Annotated in this window: 18 protein-coding genes; 15 read left to right on the forward strand and 3 right to left on the reverse strand. The window is 36.1% G+C overall.

Annotation, left to right across the window (positions count from 1 at the left end; translation table 11 throughout):
* Positions 1-2 precede the first annotated feature (2 nt).
* The 4 genes from ACFOWA_RS13860 to ACFOWA_RS13875 all read left to right on the forward strand — a co-directional run bounded on the left by ACFOWA_RS13860 (position 3) and on the right by ACFOWA_RS13875 (position 4060).
* Positions 3-515 (forward strand): hypothetical protein, encoded by a 513-nt coding sequence (locus ACFOWA_RS13860; protein ID WP_378986083.1) that lies wholly within the window; start codon positions 3-5, stop codon positions 513-515.
* Between the two features lie 133 nt (positions 516-648).
* Entirely contained in the window at positions 649-1953 is a 1305-nt protein-coding gene (locus ACFOWA_RS13865) for an amidohydrolase (RefSeq protein ID WP_378986085.1), read from the forward strand.
* Positions 1954-2060: 107 nt separating this feature from the next.
* Positions 2061-3135, forward strand: a protein-coding gene (gene prfB, locus ACFOWA_RS13870; protein ID WP_378986087.1) for a peptide chain release factor 2 whose coding sequence is annotated in 2 segments (ribosomal slippage) — positions 2061-2120 and positions 2122-3135 — 1074 coding nt in all. Because the reading frame shifts where the segments join, the coding sequence is not laid out codon by codon here.
* Between the two features lie 10 nt (positions 3136-3145).
* Positions 3146-4060, forward strand: a complete 915-nt coding sequence (locus ACFOWA_RS13875) for an alpha/beta hydrolase (RefSeq protein ID WP_378986089.1) — start codon at positions 3146-3148, stop codon at positions 4058-4060.
* Between the two features lie 81 nt (positions 4061-4141).
* Here the strand turns inward: ACFOWA_RS13875 and ACFOWA_RS13880 are convergent, their stop codons facing one another.
* Together ACFOWA_RS13880 and ACFOWA_RS13885 are read right to left on the reverse strand one after the other, a co-directional pair.
* On the reverse strand, positions 4142-5245 hold the full coding sequence (locus tag ACFOWA_RS13880) for a glycoside hydrolase family 18 protein (protein ID WP_378986091.1): 1104 nt from the start codon (positions 5243-5245) through the stop codon (positions 4142-4144).
* A 102-nt stretch (positions 5246-5347) separates the two neighbouring features.
* A complete protein-coding gene (locus tag ACFOWA_RS13885) occupies positions 5348-6220 on the reverse strand; it encodes a transglutaminase-like domain-containing protein (RefSeq protein ID WP_378986093.1) in 873 nt (290 codons plus the stop codon).
* Between the two features lie 43 nt (positions 6221-6263).
* Between ACFOWA_RS13885 and ACFOWA_RS13890 the strand changes: the two genes are divergently transcribed.
* The 4 genes from ACFOWA_RS13890 (at position 6264) to ACFOWA_RS13905 (ending at position 10562) form a co-directional block, all read left to right on the forward strand.
* The gene (locus tag ACFOWA_RS13890) at positions 6264-7052 is read left to right on the forward strand and encodes an O-methyltransferase (RefSeq protein ID WP_378986095.1); all 789 of its coding nucleotides are present in this window, start codon (positions 6264-6266) and stop codon (positions 7050-7052) included.
* A complete protein-coding gene (locus ACFOWA_RS13895; protein ID WP_378986097.1) occupies positions 7049-7705 on the forward strand; it encodes a DUF1345 domain-containing protein in 657 nt (218 codons plus the stop codon). The genes ACFOWA_RS13890 and ACFOWA_RS13895 overlap by 4 nt, the downstream gene beginning before the upstream one ends.
* 824 nt (positions 7706-8529) lie before the next feature.
* Positions 8530-8889 carry a BlaI/MecI/CopY family transcriptional regulator gene (locus ACFOWA_RS13900; protein ID WP_378986099.1) on the forward strand — a complete coding sequence of 120 codons (360 nt, stop codon included), beginning with the start codon at positions 8530-8532 and terminating at the stop codon, positions 8887-8889.
* Between the two features lie 2 nt (positions 8890-8891).
* Positions 8892-10562: an N-acetylmuramoyl-L-alanine amidase gene (locus ACFOWA_RS13905; RefSeq protein ID WP_378986101.1), complete on the forward strand. Its 1671-nt coding sequence runs from the start codon at positions 8892-8894 to the stop codon at positions 10560-10562.
* Positions 10563-11364: 802 nt separating this feature from the next.
* On the opposite strand, the gene ACFOWA_RS13910 is transcribed toward ACFOWA_RS13905, so the two are convergent.
* Positions 11365-12492, reverse strand: a complete 1128-nt coding sequence (locus tag ACFOWA_RS13910; RefSeq protein WP_378986103.1) for a BamA/TamA family outer membrane protein — start codon at positions 12490-12492, stop codon at positions 11365-11367.
* Positions 12493-12628: 136 nt separating this feature from the next.
* Between ACFOWA_RS13910 and ACFOWA_RS13915 the strand changes: the two genes are divergently transcribed.
* The 7 genes from ACFOWA_RS13915 (at position 12629) to ACFOWA_RS13945 (ending at position 22091) form a co-directional block, all read left to right on the forward strand.
* Positions 12629-13609: a deoxyhypusine synthase family protein gene (locus ACFOWA_RS13915; RefSeq protein WP_378986105.1), complete on the forward strand. Its 981-nt coding sequence runs from the start codon at positions 12629-12631 to the stop codon at positions 13607-13609.
* 252 nt (positions 13610-13861) lie between these two features.
* Positions 13862-15160, forward strand: a complete 1299-nt coding sequence (locus ACFOWA_RS13920) for a c-type cytochrome (protein ID WP_378986107.1) — start codon at positions 13862-13864, stop codon at positions 15158-15160.
* 49 nt (positions 15161-15209) lie between these two features.
* On the forward strand, positions 15210-18236 hold the full coding sequence (locus tag ACFOWA_RS13925) for a TAT-variant-translocated molybdopterin oxidoreductase (RefSeq protein ID WP_378986109.1): 3027 nt from the start codon (positions 15210-15212) through the stop codon (positions 18234-18236).
* A 26-nt stretch (positions 18237-18262) separates the two neighbouring features.
* Positions 18263-19735, forward strand: a complete 1473-nt coding sequence (gene nrfD, locus ACFOWA_RS13930; protein ID WP_378986111.1) for an NrfD/PsrC family molybdoenzyme membrane anchor subunit — start codon at positions 18263-18265, stop codon at positions 19733-19735.
* A gap of 2 nt (positions 19736-19737) precedes the next feature.
* Positions 19738-20274 carry a DUF3341 domain-containing protein gene (locus ACFOWA_RS13935; protein ID WP_378986113.1) on the forward strand — a complete coding sequence of 179 codons (537 nt, stop codon included), beginning with the start codon at positions 19738-19740 and terminating at the stop codon, positions 20272-20274.
* Positions 20246-20851, forward strand: coding sequence for a c-type cytochrome (locus ACFOWA_RS13940; protein ID WP_378986115.1), 606 nt, complete (start codon positions 20246-20248; stop codon positions 20849-20851). Before ACFOWA_RS13935 ends, ACFOWA_RS13940 begins: the two co-directional genes overlap by 29 nt.
* Positions 20852-20867: 16 nt before the next feature.
* Complete coding sequence (locus ACFOWA_RS13945) at positions 20868-22091, forward strand: quinol:cytochrome C oxidoreductase (protein ID WP_378986117.1); 1224 nt, start codon at positions 20868-20870, stop codon at positions 22089-22091.
* Positions 22092-22124 lie beyond the last annotated feature (33 nt).

Raw genomic sequence — 22124 nt, forward strand, 5'->3', positions numbered from 1 at the left:
ATATGATAGAAAATTTAAATGAATTGGTGCGTGAAAACGTACAGGAAAGTGTTGTTAACAATAGCGCAATTCCAAACGAAAAGAATGAAGCTGTAATTCAAGCGGCTTCGGGTTCTATTTTTGACACGTTGAAAGATCAACTTTCTAATGGGAATGTAGGTGGATTAGCAGAAATTTTTAACACTGGTAATGCACAAGGTTCGGCGGTAACACAACAAGCAGCTGGGAGTTTTACCGATAAGTTGGCAGGATTGGGTATTAATGCAGAAACTGCAAAAGGTTTAGCGGCATCAATTATTCCGGTTATTTTGGGTAAATTAACTCAAAAAACTGCTGATCCAAACGATAGTTCTTTTAATATAAAGGATGTTTTGGGCAGCCTTGCTGGTGGTGCCGATGGTAAATTAGACATTGGCGATGTTATTGGAATGTTTAATGGCGGCGGCCAGGCACAACCTGGTGGAGCCGCTGCAGGTGGCGGCATAATGGATAAGCTTAAAGGCTTGTTTAATTAGAAATATTTAAAAGAGTTGCTGTATCATAATTTACAAATCATCAAACGGTAAGAGATTAGAATAGATGCCATTTACCAATTGAAGTTTGATGATACAGCTCTCATTTACAATTATTAAAATCAATTCCCTTTAGATGAAAAAAATCTACTTCCTATTTCTACTTACAGTTTCTTCAGGCGTTTATGCTCAAAAATCACCATTAAATGCTACTGTTTCTAAAAAGTCTGATGCTATTGAGCAGAAGGTTATTTCCTGGCGTCGGGATTTTCATGAGCATCCTGAACTTGGTAATAATGAAGTTAGAACCGCTGGTATAATAGCAAAACATTTAGAATCTTTAGGTATAACGGTTAAAACCGGTGTTGCAAAAACAGGTGTTGTTGGTATTTTAAAAGGAGGAAAACCTGGTCCTGTTATGGCTTTGAGGGCTGATATGGATGGCTTACCTGTTACAGAAAGGGTAGATTTGCCTTTTGCATCGAAAGTAAAAACTCAATATAACGGACAAGAAGTTGGTGTAATGCATGCTTGCGGGCATGATAGTCATGTAGCTATATTAATGGGGGTTGCTGAGGTTTTAGCTTCTATGCAAAAAGATATTTCGGGTACTGTAAAATTTATTTTTCAACCTGCAGAAGAAGGTGTTTCTGCTGGTGAAGAAGGTGGTGCTGCTTTGATGATTAAAGAAGGCGTTTTAGAAAATCCGAAGGTTGATGTAATTTTTGGTTTACACATCAATTCTCAAACAGAAGTAGGCGATGTTACGTATAAACCGGGAGGTACAATGGCTGCTGTAAATGATATGAAAATTACCGTAACAGGCAGACAAGCGCATGGTGCATATCCTTGGAGCAGTATCGATCCTGTTGTAATTTCTGCCCAAATTGTAAACAACTTGCAAACAATTGTAAGCAGAAATTTAAATGTTACAGAAAACCCGGGTGTGGTAACCATCGGAGCTATTAATGGTGGTGTTCGCTCGAATATTATCCCCGAAAAAGTAGAGATGCTTGGTACGGTTCGTAATTTTAGCAAAGAAGATGAGGCAATGTTTATCGATAGAATAAAAACCATTGTTACCAAAACCGCTGAAGCTGGTGGTGCCAAAGCCGAGGTTAAAATACCTTACAGCAACCATTATCCGGTTACCTTTAATGATATCGCACTAACAGAAAAAATGTTACCGAGCATGCAGGCTACTGCAGGCGCATCACATGTAAAATTAAGACCGCCAGTTACAGGGGCCGAAGATTTTTCGTTTTTTCAGGAAAAAGTGCCGGGCTTATTTGTCTTCTTAGGTGGAATGCCAAAAGGAAAAGACCCAATTAAAGCGCCCTCGCATCATACACCAGATTTTTATTTAGATGAAAGTGGTTTCGTGTTGGGCGTAAAACTACTATCCAATTTAACGTTGGATTATATGGCTTTGAAAAAATAGTTAACCATGTAAAATTTTGTGGCTTGCTGATTTAAGCTTTCTACATTTTATTAATTTTTTCAGGATTTAGGGTACTACTCATGTGCTAAAAAGCTACATTTGCAATTATGACCAAAGAACAAATACAGGATTTAAGAGACAGAATAACGTCTCTGAGGAGGCATCTTTGACGTCGATGAGCTACTTTACGCCATTCGCGAGGAAGAAAAATTAACCATGGCGCCCGATTTCTGGGACGATCCAAAAAAAGCAGAAAAAATTCTTGCCGAAGTTAGTTCAAAGAAAAAGTGGACTGATGGTTTTGAAAAAACAAATAACGCTGTAGAAGATGCAGCCGTTATGTTCGATTTTTTTCAATCTGGTGATGCATCAGAAGAAGAATTACAAGAGCAATTTGAAAGCAGCAAACAGGCTGTTGCCGATTTAGAACTCAAAAACATGCTTCGTAATAAGGAAGATCAGCTTTCTGCAGTAATGCAAATTACGGCAGGTGCCGGTGGAACTGAAAGTTGCGATTGGGCTTACATGCTCATGCGTATGTACATGATGTGGGGTGAAAAGAATGGTTACAAAATTACAGAACAGGATAGTCAGGAAGGTGATATAGCCGGAATTAAATCGGTTACACTTCAATTCGATGGCGATTTTTCTTATGGATTTTTAAAAGGTGAAAATGGTGTTCATCGTTTAGTACGCATTTCTCCATTCGATTCTAATGCTCGCAGGCATACCTCATTTGCATCAGTATATGTTTATCCATTGGTAGATGAAACTATAGAAATATATATTAATCCGGCTGATGTTGAATTTGAAACATTTAGAGCTGGTGGTGCAGGTGGACAGAACGTTAATAAGGTTGAAACCGCTGTACGTTTATACCACAAACCATCAGGAATTGTGATTAAAAACCAAGAATCGAGGTCTCAATTGCAAAATAAAGAAAATGCATTACGTTTGTTAAAATCTCAGCTTTATGAGATAGAACAGCGGAAACGAAATGAAGAGATTGCTGCTATCGAAGGTTCTAAAAAGAAAATTGAATGGGGCTCGCAAATAAGAAGTTATGTTTTAGACGATAGGAGGGTGAAAGATCATCGTACGAATTACCAAACTTCAAATCCACAGGCCGTTTTAGATGGAGATATTGATGAGTTTTTAAAGGCGTATTTAATGGAGTTTTAATAATTAAGCAATGAATAAATCATTCCTGTTCACAATCTTATTTGCTATGTCTATTTCTGTTCTACATGCTCAGCAAGTTATTCCGCTTTATTCTGGAGCAATTCCAGGAGCAAAGCCAACTCCTGATAGTTACGTTGAAAATACGGAAGTTCGGCAGAACGGTACACTAAGCGTAACAAAAGTATCCATCCCAACACTTACGGTTTTTACAGCCCCACAGAACATATCAACTGGTACTGCCGTAATTATTTGTCCGGGTGGTGGTTATGGTGCCTTAGCTTTTAGCCATGAAGGCATTGATGTTGCAAAGCGTTTTAACGACATTGGTGTTACTGCTTTTGTACTTAAATACCGTTTGCCTAGCGATGAGATTATGATTGATAAAACCTATGCACTTTTGCAGGATATTGAACAGGCTATTTATCTTGTTAGGAAAGATTGTAAAAAATTCAACATCAAAAAGAATAAGATCGGTGTGATGGGTTTCTCTGCTGGTGGACATTTAGCTTCAACATTGCTAGCTCATTATAACGATACCAAAATTCCTAATCCCGAAAAAATATCTTTAAAACCTAATTTTGCAGCGTTAATATATCCAGTAATTAGTTTTGAAGAATCTGTACATGCCGGAACGATGAAAAATTTACTGGGTTCAAATCCATCTGATGAACTGAAACATTATTTTTCTGCAAATAGTAATGTTCATAGAAATACATCACCAACATTTTTAGTACATGCTAAAGATGATAAATCTGTTCCCGTAGAAAATAGCGTTATGCTGAGCAATGCATTAAAAGCAAATAAGGGTAAAACAGAAATGTATCTATACGAAAAGGGTGGACACGGCTTCGGTTTAAATAATCCAACATCAGATGTGGATTGGTTTACTTTATTAGCCAGTTGGATAAAAAGGGAAAAGTTGTAGCAATTGTAGTTTTATTAGCTTTTGAGTATTTGGTAGTAAATAACCACCATAAAAAAATCAAAAGCCTTATTTTTTTATCATCTACTTAATCGTATTATCAATAACACTCAACAACCCATTTGAGTAAGCATCATCCGTCAGCTCCCAAAACATTATTCCATTAAGCTTTCTATCTTTAACGTATTTAGTTTTTAAAGCTATTGATTTCGGATCATCAAAAGTTGCTATTCTACGTGTTGTAGCATTGTAGAAGTAGGGCGCCTTAGCTATATCATCCCAATAGTATTTGTATCCGTTTTCTTCTGAGAATTCGGTTTTAAAGTTTTTGTAAGACACACCACTTAAAAATTTGGTAGGCTGGTACAAACCTTTGTTAGCATCTATTGTATTTTCAAAAATCCTAGCGTAAAATGCAGCTCCTAAAGCTATTTTATTTGCAGGAACACCTAATTTAATTAATTCGTTAATAGCATAATCTGCAGAAAGTGGTAGTTCTTTGGTAGAATATAATGGCGTGTGATGCCCACTTTTTGTAGCATAACCACTCACCAAATCATAACTCATCAAGTTAACCCGATTAACTAACGGCATTACTTTATCCCATTCGAAACAAGAATCAATACAATTTTTTGTTCCTCCCGCTGCAAAACTAATTTCGGCTTTTTTGCCAAGTTTTTTACGCAATTCTGCAATTAATAAAGTAAAATTATGCTTGTCATCTTCGGTATATCGGTGTCCGGGATAGCCCACAACCGCAGGATACTCCCAATCAATGTCAATCCCATCAGCCTGAAAGTAATCGAGCAAGTTCTTAGTTGTCTTGGCGAAAGTTTTTCTTCCTTCAGCTCGGCTAAATACTTCTGAACAATTTGCACATGCACTCCAGCCGCCCATAGCCATCATAACTTTTAAATTGGGGTTGCGACTTTTTAATGAAACCATTTTAGCAATCAAAGCAGAATCTTTTGCAGAACTGATATTCATACTATCGCCTTTTAAATGCCCGAAACTATAAACCAAGTGGCTTATTTTTTCAACGGGAAAACTATCGAGAACTGTTCCGCCGCCACCTGTGTAATATGCAATAACATTTGGTTTTGCTGTTTCTTGGGCGCTCAAACCAATGCTGCAAAAAACAAATAATAAGATGGCAATGGGAAATTTTAATTTGGGATGTGTGTTCATAAATACGGAAGGATTGGGATAAAATAATTTAGGAATAAGGGTATTAATTATCGTCTTTTATGGCATAAGGTAATATTGTTACTTGTGGTTTCAAAAATTAAACTATTCTTTACCATCCTGTGAAATGATTTTTTGCAATTCATTAAGCTCCGCAACTTTTTCTGTAGCACCAGCATTTTCATAAGCAGATATTAAGTTTCTAATTACCCGGCGAATAATATCGGTGTTGCTACATGGTCTGTAATATTCTGGTAAAGCTTCTAAATTCAACTGGCGAAGAAATTGGTCAACATCATGCTTGCCGAAAATATTACCTCGATTAAAAGCATTTATGTAAAATAGAACGCCATATTCTTTACTCTCTTGTTTGCTTTCATCAATAAAACCCAAAATAAAATGCTGCGGTAAATTGATGCCGTAAATAGGCATATCTAAGCGCTGGGCTAGGGTAGAGTAGATAATCGCTAGAGAAATTTGATTCCCTTTCTTGCTTTCTAAAACCTGATTAAGATAAGAATTTTGCGGGTCGTGATGGTTCTTGGTATTGCCTCCAAAGCCAAACTGTTGGTACAAAACATGATTGATGAGTTTAACTTTTTCAACAGAACTCATTTCATACTGCAAGCCCAACCAAATTTCACGCTTTATTTCTTCTAACTGAACGATAATTTTCTGCTCATCTAAATCGGGATACTGATAGCGATTAATGATTAACGCACCTTGAAGCAAATCGAAAGCACCACTTAAATACCATAAATTTAAATCTTCTTTTACGGTATTAAATTGAATTTTATGAACAATATTTTCGATTCGCTCTTGTAAAAGTCCATCGAACGATTGTTCCCAGGCGTTCTCTAGAAAATGAATTACTTCGCCACCATATTGCAAAAGTTTTTGCTCAACATGGTGAAAAACCTCTTCATCAGGGTCATCAAGCAATTTAACTAAGGCGCTTATTTCTGTGTTATTTTCCATAAAACATACATACGTTTGCGGCGATTAATTACTTTTGCAATATATGATAATTCAATTTATTACAGATTACTTAAAGCACCGTTTAACTGCAAAAACCAGGCATGGTACGCATTCGCCTTTTGTTTATAAGCTTGCAGACGAGGTAATTTACGATTTTAGCGACAAAAGCGAATATAAAAATATAGAAGCACAACGAAAAAAACTTTTTAATGACGATTCTATTATCACCGTAACCGACCTCGGGGCAGGCTCTCATTTGAATAAAAATAGAACCAAAAAAGTAAGTGAAATTGCTAAAAATGCATTAAAGAGTCCACGATTAGCTAAATTAATTTATCGTTTAGCCAAGCAAACAAATCCGAAAACAGCAATTGAATTGGGTACTTGCTTGGGTATTACCTCTGCTTATTTATCAAAATCAAACCCACAAGCAAAAATAATAACTATAGAAGGTTGCCCGGAAACGGCTAAAGTAGCAAAGCAAAATTTTGTTGACTTGGCACTGCGTAACATCGATTTACACGTGGGTAACTTTGATTTAATTTTGCCTGATATTATTGATACGCAGCAGACTTTAGATTTTGTATATATAGATGGAAACCATCGTAAAGATGCAACTTTGAATTATTTTAAGTGGTGCTTACCTAAAATTACCGAAAACTCTTTGCTTATTTTTGATGATATTTACTGGAGCCAGGGTATGAAAGAAGCATGGACTGAAATTAAAAATCATCCTGAAGTTACCATAACCATAGATTTGTTTTGGATCGGCTTGGTTTACTTTAAAAAAGGACAAGCAAAAGAACACTTTAAATTAAAGTTTAAACAATGAAAACAGAAGCAACATTAAGCGGTATTCAAAAGCGTTCTGCATTGCATACGTTATTAATAAGTTTCTGTATTGGGCTGGGTGTGTACCTCGTTTCGTTTTTATTTAGCATAGGTGTATTGGCCCAAATAATGTTAGGCTGGGATTTTTTCTGCATCACGCTTATCTCCCTTCATTGGTATATGTTTTTTCATACATCTCCTGCTCAAACCCATCTTAAAGCTAAAATGCAAGATGAAACGCGTGGAGAAATTTTTGCAATTGTTGTAGTATCAACCTTTGCGGGTCTGCTTGCTGTAATTCTAGTACTGCTCGATAAAGAAGTTAAAACCCTTGATTTAATTGTAGCCATAGCGGGCATGTTTTTATCATGGTCTTTGGTGCACACAACTTTTACCATGCGTTATGCACATTTGTTTTACGGCGACAGCAAACTTGAAGGAACAGGTTTAGAATTTCCAGGCAATGAGAAACCCGATTTTATAGACTTTGCCTATTTTTCATTTGTAATCGGTATGACTTTTCAAGTTTCCGATGTCGAAATATCTTCCAGAAAGATTAGACGAGTTACATTATTGCATAGCGTAATTGCATTCATTTTTAATACTGTAATTGTTGCGCTAACTATAAACTCACTTGCCGGCATGAGCAAATAAAGTTTAATCTTTTGGTTTAGGTTAACATCGTTGGACCCAAATACACTATAAGCCATTATTTTTCTGGAAATTAACGGTTCTGTGTGCTTGGAGGTTTATAGTCCCGCTCCTGCTCCCGATGAAATATCGGTAGCATCTCGCTTCGATCGGGTTTAAGTACAAAGGTTAAGTGCCGTTGGAGGCATTAATCTTATGAATTTTAATGTTGTGCCATCCTTTAACTCTAAACCTGGCAGAAGCGGCAGCCCCGAATTTCTTCAATGAGGGCTATAGCGAAAGACAGGACTGCTATTTGCGATGAAAAACGGAACGCTCATTTCCAAAAAAAACTTGCTTTCATGGTCGTCAAAATTTATCTATGAGTGTTTATCAATACTATATTATCTAAAATTTGCTAATCAATAATCTAAAAAGATTTTTCTGAAAATTAACGGTTCTGTGTGCTTGGAGGTTTTCAGTCCCGCTCCCGCTTCTGCTCCCGATGAAAAATCGGTAGCATCTCACTTCGATCGGGTTTGGATACAAAGGTTGAACGCCGTTTTAAGCGCTAACCTTACGAACTTTGATGTTGTACCATCCTTTCAAAATAAACCTGGCAGAAGCGGCAGCCCCGAATTTCTTCAATGAGGGCTACAGCGAATGACAGGACTGCTATTTGCGATGAAAAGCGGAACGCTCATTTCCAAAAAATAGAAGCGTACTAAAATCTTGTGTAATCGTGTCCAATGGCATCATTTTCAAATTTTCAAATTTTAAAACTGATTTTTAAGGTAATTAACTTAAATTTAAGTTGTATAACTGAAAAATAAGTTATACATTTGATTATGGAAGAATTAACCAAAACGGAAGAGCGCATTATGCAGATTTTTTGGAAGCTGCAAAAGGCTTTTGTTAAAGATATAATTGATGTATTAGATGACGAACCAAAACCACCATATAATACCATATCATCAATTGTTAGGTTGCTAGAACGAAAGGGCTATTTAAAATATAAAGCCTACGGTAAAACCTACGAGTACTTCCCTGCTATAACAAAAGAAGAATACGCAAAAACAACCTTTTCGAAATTGTTTTCGGGTTATTTTGACAGCTCTCCAGCTAGTTTACTATCGTTTATGGTGAGAGAAGAACAACTGAGTGAGCAGGATATAGAAGAGATAAAGAAAATTATTAACCAAAATTAAATATGATGTTAATTTATCTTTTAAAAGTATCGGCTTGCACAGCAACATTTTTAGCAACCTATCAATTCCTTTTGGCTAAGCTTACATTTTTTAAGCTAAACAGAGCTTATTTAATTGTTACGCTCATCATTAGTTTTATAATACCTGCTTTAACGATCGAAAGCACTCAAGAGGTTTTTGTAAACAAAAATTTAAGCCAATTAAATGTGGCTTACAGCACCGATACTTCCTTCGAAGAGAACATAAATAACAATCTTGGTAATATCTCAAATCAATACAATTGGATGCAGATGATGGAGTACTGCTATTGCGCAGTTTCTCTATTATTTCTATTAAAGTATTTACTAGCTATTGGATATATAAAATATAGTTTGCACAAGCGAAAAATCTCACAATCAGGCTCTGTTATTTTGGTAAACAAGGTTTCGCAATTTAAAAATTGCTCTTTCTTTAATAAAATTGTTGTTGATGCTTCACTTCCTGAAGAAGAAAAAAAATTGGTTATAAAACATGAAATGGTGCATGTTGCCCAGATGCACAGTGTTGATAAAGGATTAGTTAATGTGGCAATTTGCATTTTGTGGTTCAACCCAATAATTTATTTCTGGCGATTGGCGGTAGAGGCCAACCATGAATTTCTAGCAGATGAAGAAACCACCTCCACAACTGATAAAAAACTATACGCTTCATTATTATTGAATTTAGCTAAACCGTCGAATAATTTTGCAACACATAACTTTAGTAAACTACCATTAAAAAAACGAATTACTATGATGTTTAAAAAACCCAATACACCCGAAAAAAGAATTGTTTATCTAGCAATTATTCCCATAATGTCTTTGTGCTTTATGGCATTTATCAATAAGAAAGAGGTAATTATTGAAAAGCAAATACAGAGTAATGGTTCTGCTGTTGAAAACAGAATTATACCCACGAAGGAGCAGTTGCCTAATAGTTTATCAGATAAGAAACTAGAAAGTTCTACTAGATTGGTTAAAGCTAAATCAGATGTTAATATAAATCAATTGGCTGCAATTGATATGGATAATACATTAAATATTAATGAGCATCAAAATTCTTTATCGATTAATACAGATATTAAGGCTTTGCAAATTGGGAAAGAAATAATACTGATTGTAGATGCTGGTCACGGCGGTAGAGATGGCGCTTCGGAAGGTGTTGGAGGTGTGAAAGAGAAGGATTTGAACTTAAGAGTTGCTCAAATACTTAAAGAAGAAGCTGATAAAAGAAATATAAAAGTTGTTTTAACCAGAAATAACGATACAATGCTGGGTCTTCGGGAGCGATTGCCTAATGAGAATGCAACCGCTTTCATATCTATTCATCATAATTCAATGCCAAAAGCTAACATTAAACCTAATTTTGAAGGAATAGAAATTTTTGTCACCAAGACGAACCCTAACATTTTATTGGCAGAGAAATTTGGTATTTCTTTACTAAGTTCTTTAAATCAATTGGGAGATGTAGAAGTTCGAGATAGTCTAAAAAATGCGAATCTGCTTTTAACCAGAGAATCAAAAATACCTGCTGTAATTATTGAAATGGGTAACATCAGCAGCGAAAAAAGCTTATCGTACTTTAATAATGAAAGAAATTTAAGAAGGATTTGTAATTTGATTTTAGATGGTTTCGTTAAGTTTTCGAAATCTTAATGTTTGCATTTATACTAAAACTTGCATCCAGATTTAAGACTAAACAAGATTAAAGAATTGAGAATTAATAATTTTAAGTGATTTTTTGGAAATTTATGGTTCTGTGTGCTTGGATGTTTGCAGTCCCGCTCCCGCTTCTGCCCCCGATGAAAAATCGGGAGCATCTCGCTTCGATCGGGTTTAAATACAAAGGTTTGTGCCTTCGATTGCGTAAATCTAATAAGTGGTTTATCAACAATTGCACTCAATTTGGTTAAAGTTATTAGGAATTTTATATTGGTGACTTTGTACTATCCATTCAAAATAAACATGGCAGAAGCGGCAGCCCCGAATTTCTTCAATGAGGGCTACAGCGAATGACAGGACTGCTATTACCTATGGAATATTGAACGTTCATTTCCAAAAAAAACACTAATTTTTCCAGTTCGTCAAAATCTATTGATATGCCGTTTAACGATATTAAAGAATAGAGAATTTACAGAAATTTTTTGGAATTTTATGGTTCTGTGCGTTTGGAGGTTTTCAGCCCCGCTCACGCTTCTGCTCCCGATGAAAAATCGGTAGCATCTCGCTTCGAACGGGTTTAGATACAAAGGTTGGATGTTGTTGGGAACAATTTAAATAGCTTAAAGGATGTTTTTGTTGTCCTATCCATTCAAAATAAACCTGGTAGAAGCGGCATGCCCGAATTTTTTATGAGGGCTAAAGCGAATGACAGGACTGCTATTCCCGATGAAAACTAAACGTTCGTTTCCAAAAAAATCTACGCTTTTCTATTTATATTCATTTACATTCTGAAGCTCTAAAACGCCTCTGCTAAACTTATATAAAATCCACTTTGGCGTTTTTCATTTGGTAGTTTCTCACCTAAACCATAATCAACCCGCACACTTAAACCTTTTGCGGTATCGAAGAAATACCTGCCGCCAACCCCATAATTTGGCTTTAAGCTTTTTAAGTTAACATTATTATTATCGAAAACTTTACCTGCTCCCGCAAAGGCAACTATACCAAATCGGTTCATAAAACGATAACGCAATTCAACTTGCGATGCAAGAAGATGCTCATCACGGTAACGTCCGCCGTAATAACCACGCATTATTTGGTCGTTACCCAATTGCTGTAATAAATAAAATGGCGTATTTGTGCCTTGAATAGTGTAATAAACACCTTGAACACCAATAATTAACTTTTTACTTATAGGCCAGAAGTTTCTTACATCAAGTTTTATCTGGCTTCCGGTAAAATTATCACCGCCAAAAAAATGAGGTGCAAATTGATAGGTAACGCGACCAAAAAATCCTTTTGATGGGTAATTATTTGAGTTTCTGGTATCGTAACTTTGGCTCAGCCCGACATAAATAACAGAACCTCCATCTCTATCTAAAACCGCAGGGTTACTAAAAATCCCTCCAGCAACCTCATCTGTAAATTTATAGTTTTCAAAACCCAAAGAAATGCCCGTGTAAGCATTCTTTAAGAAAGTTTTTTCGACATCAAAAAGCGCTTTGATTTGGTTCATCACCAATTTATCTTCATCTGTTTTTTTGGTGTTATTCCCCAAACCGTAAAAATTAAAAGGCATGCGTTTAAATCGAACATCACCAATAAAATGATATTTATTACCTGGCGACCATGCATCGCCTTTTAAAGAAATATTATATGTTTTTTTTGTAGAATACGTTGCATTAAGCGAAAAATTAGAACTTCTGGTTAAGGTATCTTTTCTATCGGTATAGTAAGAATAAATTGCGCCTACACCAAATTCAAGCCCGGTTTCTTGAGAATAGCCAAAAGTTGGAATTGGTAGAAAACTGGCTTTTCTGGTAGTATCTTTTTCATTTGAAAGCATCTTTTTTATTAGTTTCATTTGAGCCATTCCTGAAAAAGAAATTGCGAATAAGGAAAGTAAAAGTCCCAGTTTTTTCATTTTGCAAAGAAAAGAAAATTACAGCATACCAAGAGTCTGTAAAGTGTTTGAATTTTTGCCTGAACCTTTTAAGCTTGAACAGTTTATTGCGAATTGAAGTTTGTTTATCTATTTTTGCGCCAAATAGATAAATAAAATGAGCAACACAAGAGGACCAATATCTCAATTCATGGAGCGTAATTACCTCCATTTTAACGCTGCAGCAATGATGGATGCGGCTAAAGGATATGAAACACATTTGGATGAAGGTGGCAAAATGATGATTACTTTGGCTGGTGCAATGAGTACGGCTGAGTTAGGTATTTCGCTTGCAGAAATGATTCGTCAGGATAAAGTTGCAATTATATCATGCACTGGAGCCAATCTTGAAGAAGATATTATGAACCTGGTTGCGCATTCTCATTATAAACGCGTTCCAAATTACAGAGATTTAAGTCCGCAGGATGAGTGGGATTTATTAGAAAATCATTACAACCGTGTTACCGACACCTGTATACCAGAAGAAGAAGCATTTCGCCGTTTGCAAAAGCATATTCATAAAATATGGAAAGATGCAAACGATGCCGGTGAAAGATATTTCCCACATGAATTTATGTACAAAATGCTTTTAAGTGGCGATTTGGAACAATATTATGAAATCGATCCAAAAAACTCATGGATGTTGGCTGCAGCCGAAAAGAACTTGCCGATTGTAGTTCCAGGATGGGAAGATTCTACAATGGGTAATATTTTCGCATCGTATGTGATGAAAAAGGAAATGACGGCTACTACAATGAAAAGTGGTATCGAATATATGGGTTGGCTGGCCGAATGGTACATTGCTAACAGCGAAGGTAAAGGAATTGGTTTCTTTCAAATTGGTGGTGGTATAGCTGGCGATTTCCCGATATGCGTTGTGCCAATGCTTTATCAGGATATGGAAATGCCTAATATTCCTTTTTGGAGCTATTTCTGTCAGATTTCAGATTCAACAACATCTTACGGTTCATATTCTGGTGCAGTACCAAACGAAAAAATAACCTGGGGTAAGTTGGATATTCATACGCCAAAATTTATTGTAGAAAGCGATGCGACTATCGTTGCACCTTTAATGTTCGCCTGGATTTTAAAGCAGTAATTATAAAATATTATAAAACCAAATGGTTTTATGCATGCCCATTGGAGATAAAATCGAAAATGGGCATTTTAGTTGATTAGATGGGCAGAATCGGCATTTGTTTAGAATGATTATAAATTGTATTTCAAGTCAGTATTATGTCATGGGAATTCCTAATAAGTTATACTTTTGTTCAAGTTTTGGTGGGGATATATCAGTCTTAGCATCAATTTCACAACAAAAAGTAAATTAAATAAGTATAAAGTGTTCATTATGAGAGATATCTCGATGATTTTAAAAAATGTTTGGAAGTCGTTATTACTGTTTACAGCTATTTCTGCTATAGCGGTTTCTACCGTTAGTGCGCAAGATGCTGCAGCTGGAAGAACACTATTCAAGGCAAAGTGTACATCTTGCCATGCGTTAGATCAAAAAATGGTTGGTCCTGCGTTAACAGGTGTAAGCGATCGTCACTCCGAAGCATTCCTATTAAAATGGATTCCAAACTCACAAGGTTTAATTGCAGCAGGCGATCCTGAAGCTGTTAAATTGTATAACGAGAATGGTAAAGTTGCAATGACTTCTTTTCCTGAATTGGATGAGACTAAAGTTAAAGACATCTTAGCATACATTAAAGAAGGAGAGCCAAAACCAAAAGCTGGTGTTGCTGGTGCTGCTGAAGCTATTGATAATGGCGATGTATCTGGATTATCAATTGCAGGTATCGTTGCTATCGTAGTAGTTGCTATTGTTATCTTAGTAATATTAGGTCGTGCTTCTAAATTATTAGAGCGATTAATTTTACAAAAACAAGGTATCGAGACAGAAGAAGATGTGCCTTTGAAAGTTGGTGTTCGCAAAATGTTTAAGAACAAAAAGTTTGTAATGTTCTTTATTTTGTGTTTAATCATCGCTTTAGGTTCTTGGGGATGGATGGGCATGTGGAACACAGGTGTTCATACAGGTTATCAACCAGTTCAGCCAATTAAATTCTCTCATGAGTTGCATGCTGGTATCAATCAAATTGATTGTCAATATTGTCACAACGGAGCATTTAAATCTAAAAACTCTACAATTCCATCATTAAATGTTTGTATGAACTGCCACAAAGCGGTGCAAGCAAGAGATAACTACGAAGGTGAAATTTCTCCTGAGATTAAGAAAATATACAATGCTTTAGGTTACGATCCTGAAACTCAAAAATACGATAAGAGCAAAGAAAAACCAATGGAGTGGGTACGTGTACACAATCTTCCTGATTTTGCTTACTTTAATCACTCTCAGCACGTTGTTGTTGGAGCAGATGCAATTCGTAAAGCAAAGGGGTTACAACCAAATGAGCCTGTATGTTTCGCATGTCACGGTCCGGTTAATACAATGGAAGAAATTTATCAATATTCTCCGTTAACCATGAAATGGTGTATTAACTGCCATAAGGAAACAGATATTTCTGGTCAGAAAAATAATGCTTTCTACGCTAAAGTTATTGAAGCGCATGAGAAGATTAAAAAAGGCGAGAAAATTACACCAGCTTTATTGGGTGGTTTAGAGTGTGGTAAATGCCACTATTAATAGATTAGAGTTTTAGTAAGAACGTTCGATAAACAGTAATATAGCTTAAATGGAAAGCAATAAAAAATACTGGAAAGGCTTAGAGGAGTATAACAATACACCCGATTTTGTTAAAAATAACAAAAACGAATTCGCCGAGCCACTTCCAATAGAAGATGTTTTAAATGAAGCAGGGTTAAGTACCGTTACCCCACGCCGCGACTTTTTAAAGGCGTTAGGTTTTGGTTTAGGTGCTGTAACTTTAGCGGCATGTCAAAGTACACCTTTAAAAAAATCAATACCTTACCTGATAAAACCTGAAGAGGTAACTCCTGGTATTCCTAATTATTATACTTCTAGCTTCAACGGCCAAAGTATCTTAGTTAAAACCAGAGAAGGTAGGCCAATTAAAATTGAACCAAACCCTAATGCAGGTGCTTATTTTCGCGGAACAGACGCAAGGGCACAGGCTTCAGTTTTAGATTTATATGATGTATCAAAATTAAAAGCACCAGTTCTTAAATCAAAAGAAGCAACATGGGCTGAGGTTGATACATTCGTGAAATCAGAATTAGCTAAAGCGCAAGTTTCTGGTAAAAAAATTCGTTTAGTTGCTTCAACTATAAACAGTCCATCTACTAATGCAGTTATTGCTCAGTTTGTAGCAAAATATCCTGCTGCAAAGTTGGTTCAATATGATGCAGTTTCTTACACTGGTATTATTCAAGCAAATCAAAATAGCTTTGGTAAAGCTGTTTTACCAAAATACAATTTTGACAAAGCTGATTTAATAGTAAGTTTTGGTGCTGATTTCTTAGGTACATGGATTAGCGGTGAGGAGTTTACAGCTCAATACACATCTAACCGTAACTATAAATCGTTAGAAAATAAAAAAATGAGCCGCCACATTCAAATTGAAAGTGGAATGAGCTTAACAGGTACTAATGCAGACACTCGTATTCCGGTTAAATTATCAGAAGAAGGACCTGCGTTAATCGCTTTATACAATGCAATTACTGGTCAGGCTTTACCTGGTGGAACATTATCAAACAATGCTACTGCAGATAAAGTAATTAAATTAGCTGCTAAAGAGTTGGTGCAAGCTAAAGGTAAATCTTTAGTAGTTTGCGGTTCTAATGATGTTTCTAAACAAATTTTAGTTAATGCAATAAACGCTGCAATCGGTAGTTATGGCACAACTATAGATTTAGATAATCCTTGCTACCTGTATGCTGGTAACGATGCCGAATTTAGCGGTTTAGTTGCAGAAATGGGTCTTGGTGAAGTTGGAGCAGTAATGTTCTTAAACAGTAACCCTGCTTACGATTTTATCGACAGCAAAAAATTCGCCGATTCACTTTCGAAAGTTCCTGCTAAAATATCTTTTGCAGATAGAGCTGATGAAACTGCGTCATTATGTGATGCAATTGCGATTAATCACAATTACCTAGAATCTTGGGGAGATGCTAATGCATACGAAGGATATTATTCAATCGTTCAGCCAACCATCAATCCTGTTTTCAATAGCCGTCAGGCAGAAGAAAGTTTATTAATTTGGGCTGATGCTCCAGTTAAAGATTACTATCAATTTGTACGTAGCAATTGGGAAACTCAAATGCTTCCTGCACTTGGATTAAAATGGAATGATGTTTTAGAGAAGGGTGTTGTTAACGCTACTGCAAAGCCAGCAGGTGCATATTCTTTTAGCCTTTCATTAGCAGCAGTTGCTACCTCAATTGTAAACAGCAGCAAAGCTTTAGTAAAAGATGTACAATTGCAAGTTTATGAAAGTGTTCCAATGCGTGATGGTAAAAATGCAAATAACGCATTCTTGCAAGAATTACCAGATCCGGTTTCGAAAGTAACTTGGGATAACTTTGTTGCAATTGCACCAAAATACGCTGAAACTTTAAAAATTAGTGAATTTGATGTTGTAACTGTAAAAGGAAGCAATGGATATTCAATAGATTTACCTGTTCTTATCCAACCAGGACAAGCACAAGGTACTGCTTCTATAGCTTTAGGTTATGGCCGTACTAAAGTTGGTAAAGCTGGTAACGATGTCGGTAAAAATGCTTTTCCTTTCGTTTCATTTGTAAATGGAACAATGCAATATGCCACAACTGTAACCATTACTCCAACAGGTGGCACTTACGAATTGGCACAAACACAAACACACCATTCATTTGAAGGTCGTAATGTGATTCGTGAAGCTACATTTAAAGAATATTTAAAAAACCCAGCAGCAGGTACAGGTAAAAGCGAAGAAGGGCATAAAAACTATGACCTTTGGGATAAATACGAACAACCAGGCAATAGCTGGGTTATGGCTATAGATTTAAATGCTTGTACAGGTTGTGGTTCTTGTATTGTAGCATGTAATGTAGAAAATAATATTCCTGTTGTAGGTCGTGATGAGGTTCGTCGTCGTCGTGAAATGCACTGGATTCGCATCGACCGTTATTATAGCTATGAAACACCAACTGGTGATGTAACAAGAGAAAAAGAAATTGCTAAGTTGGAAGATTTAGATAACGTTTCTGTTGTTCACCAACCAATGTTATGTCAGCACTGTGATCATGCTCCTTGCGAAACTGTTTGTCCGGTATTAGCAACAGTACACTCATCAGACGGGTTAAACCATATGGCTTATAACCGTTGTGTTGGTACTCGTTACTGCGCAAATAACTGTCCATACAAAGTTCGTCGCTTTAACTGGTTTAACTACTGGAATGATTCTCGTTTCGATAACTATTTAAATAACGAGTTTACTCAATTGGTTTTAAATCCTGATGTAACTACACGTTCTCGTGGTGTTATGGAGAAATGCTCTATGTGTATCCAAAGAATTCAAGGTGGTAAATTAAAGGCTAAATTGGAGAAACGTCCATTAAAAGACGGCGATATCAAAATGGCTTGTCAGGAAGCATGTTCAGCAAATGCAATCGTATTTGGTGATGCGAATGATCCTAACTCTGAAGTTTCAAAAGCTTTACGTTCTGAGCGTATTTACTACGTTTTAGAAGAAATAAACGTGAAACCAGGTATCGGATATATGACAAAAATTAGAAATACAGATACAACAGTACAAGCGTAAGCTTTAGTATAAAGAAAATACAAATTATGTCAGGACATAACGAATCAATACTTAGAGAACCATTAATTACCGGCGATAACATCACGTATGCAAAAATTACGGATGATATTTTAGGCCCGGTAGAGAATAAGCCAAATAAAGCTTGGTGGATTGGTTTCATCTTTGCCTCATTGGGTGCCTTACTTTGGGTTGTAGCAGTCAGCTATACTTTCTGGACAGGTATCGGAGCTTGGGGTTTAAATAAAACTGTTGGATGGGCATGGGATATCACCGGTTTCGTATGGTGGGTAGGTATTGGTCACGCAGGTACACTTATCTCTGCAGTATTATTACTTTTCCGTCAAAACTGGCGTAACTCAATTAACCGTTCTGCTGAGGCAATGACCATCTTTGCGGTAATTTGTGCAGCAACTTACGTTGTATCTCACATGGGTCGTCCTTGGTTAGCATATTGGGTATTACCATTACCAAATCAATTTGGTTCACTTTGGGTAAACTTTAACTCACCATTGGTTTGGGATATGTTTGCAATCTCAACTTATTTCTCTGTATCATTATTATTTTGGTACACTGGTTTATTACCAGATATTGCTACCATCCGCGACCGTGCTGTAGGAACACGTAGAAAAATATATTCTATCTTCTCTTTTGGATGGAGCGGAAGTGTTAAAACTTGGCAACGTTTTGAGGCTGTATCTTTAATTCTTGCAGGTATTTCAACTCCACTAGTATTATCGGTACACACAATCGTATCAATGGACTTTGCAACATCTGTAATTCCTGGATGGCACACTACAATTTTCCCTCCTTATTTCGTTGCAGGTGCTATCTTTTCAGGCTTCGCGATGGTATTAACTTTATTATTAGTTGCACGTAAGGTATTAGGTTTAGAAAATTACATCACCATGTTTCACATCGAATCGATGAATAAAATCATCATTTTAACAGGTTCGATTGTAGGTGTTGCATATTTAACTGAGTTTTTTATTGCTTGGTATTCTGGTTCAGAATATGAGCAGTATGCGTTCATAAATAGATCAACCGGGCCATACTGGTGGGCATATTGGATGATGATGACATGTAACGTAATCTCACCACAATTGCTTTGGTTCAAGAAGATTCGTTTAAGCATCAGGGCAACTTGGATTTTATCAATCGTGGTAAATATTGGTATGTGGTTCGAACGTTTTGTAATTATCGTTACTTCACTTCACCGTGATTATATACCATCAAGTTGGGCAATGTTTTCACCAACTTGGGTTGATGTAAGTGTATTCGTTGGTTCAATCGGACTATTTTTTACCTTGTTCTTATTGTTTTTAAGAGTATTACCATCTATAGCTATTGCAGAGGTTAAATTATTATTGAAATCTGCAAGTGAGCAAGCTAAGATGAAACAGATTAAAGAAGGACATGAGAATAAAGAATATGTTGCTGAATACATAGAATCTTTAGAGAAATTTGATAGTGTTAAACAAGAAGAATACGCAAAAATATAACAATGAGTAATATCAAATATATTTTAGGCAGCTTTGGCGACCCTGATGAAATGATGCATGGCATCGAGAAACTTCAGGAAAATAACATCACCATACATGATGTATATACACCAATGCCTATACACGGAATAGAAGCCAAATTGGGAGTTAAAAGATCGAGAATCGATATCGCTGCATTTTGCTTCGGTATTACTGGTACCTGTGCAGCATTTGCTTTAATTTATTTTTGCGCAGTAATCGATTGGAAAGTTAATATTGGTGGTAAACCATCATTTGCATTGCCGGATTTTATTCCGATAATGTTCGAATTAACAGTTTTATTCTGTGCATTCGGTATGGTTTTAACTTATTATGCTTCTACGCATTTGTTTCCAGGAAGAGCACCAAGAGTGATGGATCTTCGTGCAACTGACGATCGTTTTGTTATCGCTGTTGATGCACAAGAAAATGTATCTCATACGGTGATTGATGGTTTATTAAAAGATGCTGGTGCATTAGAAGTAAAGTATAATGAAAGGAAGTACATTAGCTATGAATAAGAATAAATTTGTTTATGCCGCGTTTTTAGCTATCGCTTTTGCAGCTACTTTTTCGGCTTGTAGTGATAAACGCAGTACAGGATTAGAATATGCAAGGAACATGTATGATCCTATTGCATTTAACCCTGACCAGCCAAATAAAAATTTTAAGGATGGTAAAACTGCACAGTTACCCCCTGCAAATACAAAACCTGTTGGTTTTGAAGAATATGATGTATATCCAAATACTTTAGAAGGATATAATGAAGCAGGAGCTAAAATGGTTAATCCATTACCTGCTGATAGTGTTAACCTTGCAGAAGGGAAACATTCATTCGTAGTATTTTGTGCGCCATGTCATGGTGAAAAGGGAGATGGTCAAGGTCACTTAGTTAAAATTGAAAAATTTACTGGTGTTCCGGCTTATCAAACTGGTGCTTCATCAAGAGGTGGTAATATGGTTGATCTTACCGCTGGTAAAATTTATCATACCATTACATACGGTGTAAATAACATGGGCTCGCATGCTTCACAAATAACACCAACAGATCGTTGGAAAGTTGTGATGTATGTTCAACAATTACAAAAAGGACAATAAGTAAAGCAGAATATAAATGGGAACTCACAATATTAATTTTAGTGAACAATTTGAGTTTACAGGAAAAGTAAAAACCTTAAGTATCGTTGGTATCGCGTTAGGTGTCGCTGCTATTGCTTATGGTTTTATTGCTGGTGATAAAGTTATGCACGAGCGTACTTTTGCCAACCTGTTACTTATGGGATATTACTTTGCATGCGTTTGTATGTCAGGTATGTTTTTCCTTGCTGTTCAATTTGTTGCTCAGGCAGGTTGGTCTGCATCGATTTTACGTGTACCGCAAGCAATGGCTAAAACATTGCCAATTGCTGCAGTAATACTGGTTGTAATTATTTCTGCTGGATTATACACACATAATTTATATCACCATTGGAATGCTGATGGTTTGACTGACCCAAATAGTCCTAATTATGATGCATTAATTGCAGGTAAATCTGTATTCTTAAATGTGCCTTTTTTCTTAGGTCGTCAGGTTTTGTTTTTGGGAGTTTATAGCTTTTTCGCTATCATGTTCGTTAAACTTTCTTACAATGAAGATTTGGCTGGCGGACTTAATTCATATAGAAAAAGCTTTAAAAATGCCTGTATCTTCTTGGTAATATATGGCTTTACAACGCCAATATTTGCATTTGATACCATCATGTCTTTAGAGGCTCATTGGTTCTCTACTATGTTTGGTTGGTATAACTTTGCAGCTATGTGGGTAAGCAGTTTAGCAACTATTGCAATCATCCTTATTTTATTGAGAAGAGCTGGTTATATGCAATGGGTTAATAACAGTCATTTGCACAATTTAGGTCAATTCATCTTTGGTTTCTCAATTTTCTGGACATATGTATGGTTCGCTCAATTCTTATTGATTTACTATGCAAACATGCCTGAGGAAACTGTTTATTTCTACAGACGTTTCGAATACTATAAATTCTGGTTTTTCTTGAACTTAGCAATGAATTTCTTGGCGCCAGTGTTATTATTAATGGATAGAGATAACAAAAGAACCGACGTTAGATTGTTATTTGTTTCGATAGTTGTTTTGCTAGGACATTGGGTTGATTATTATCAAATGATTATGCCAGGTGCAGTTGAAGATGGCCATAACGGTTTCGGATTTATTGAAATTGGTATAGCAGTTGGCTTTGTTGGATTGTTTACTTTTACAGTACTTTCATCATTAAGTAAAAAACCTTTAATTGCCAAAAATCACCCACTGTTACAAGAAAGTTTGCATCATCAGCTATAGTTGATGATTATATAAAAGCGAATATTTAATTAT

The sequence above is a fragment of the Pedobacter lithocola genome, from assembly GCF_042650845.1.
Classification (GTDB): Bacteria; Bacteroidota; Bacteroidia; order Sphingobacteriales; family Sphingobacteriaceae; genus Pedobacter; species Pedobacter lithocola.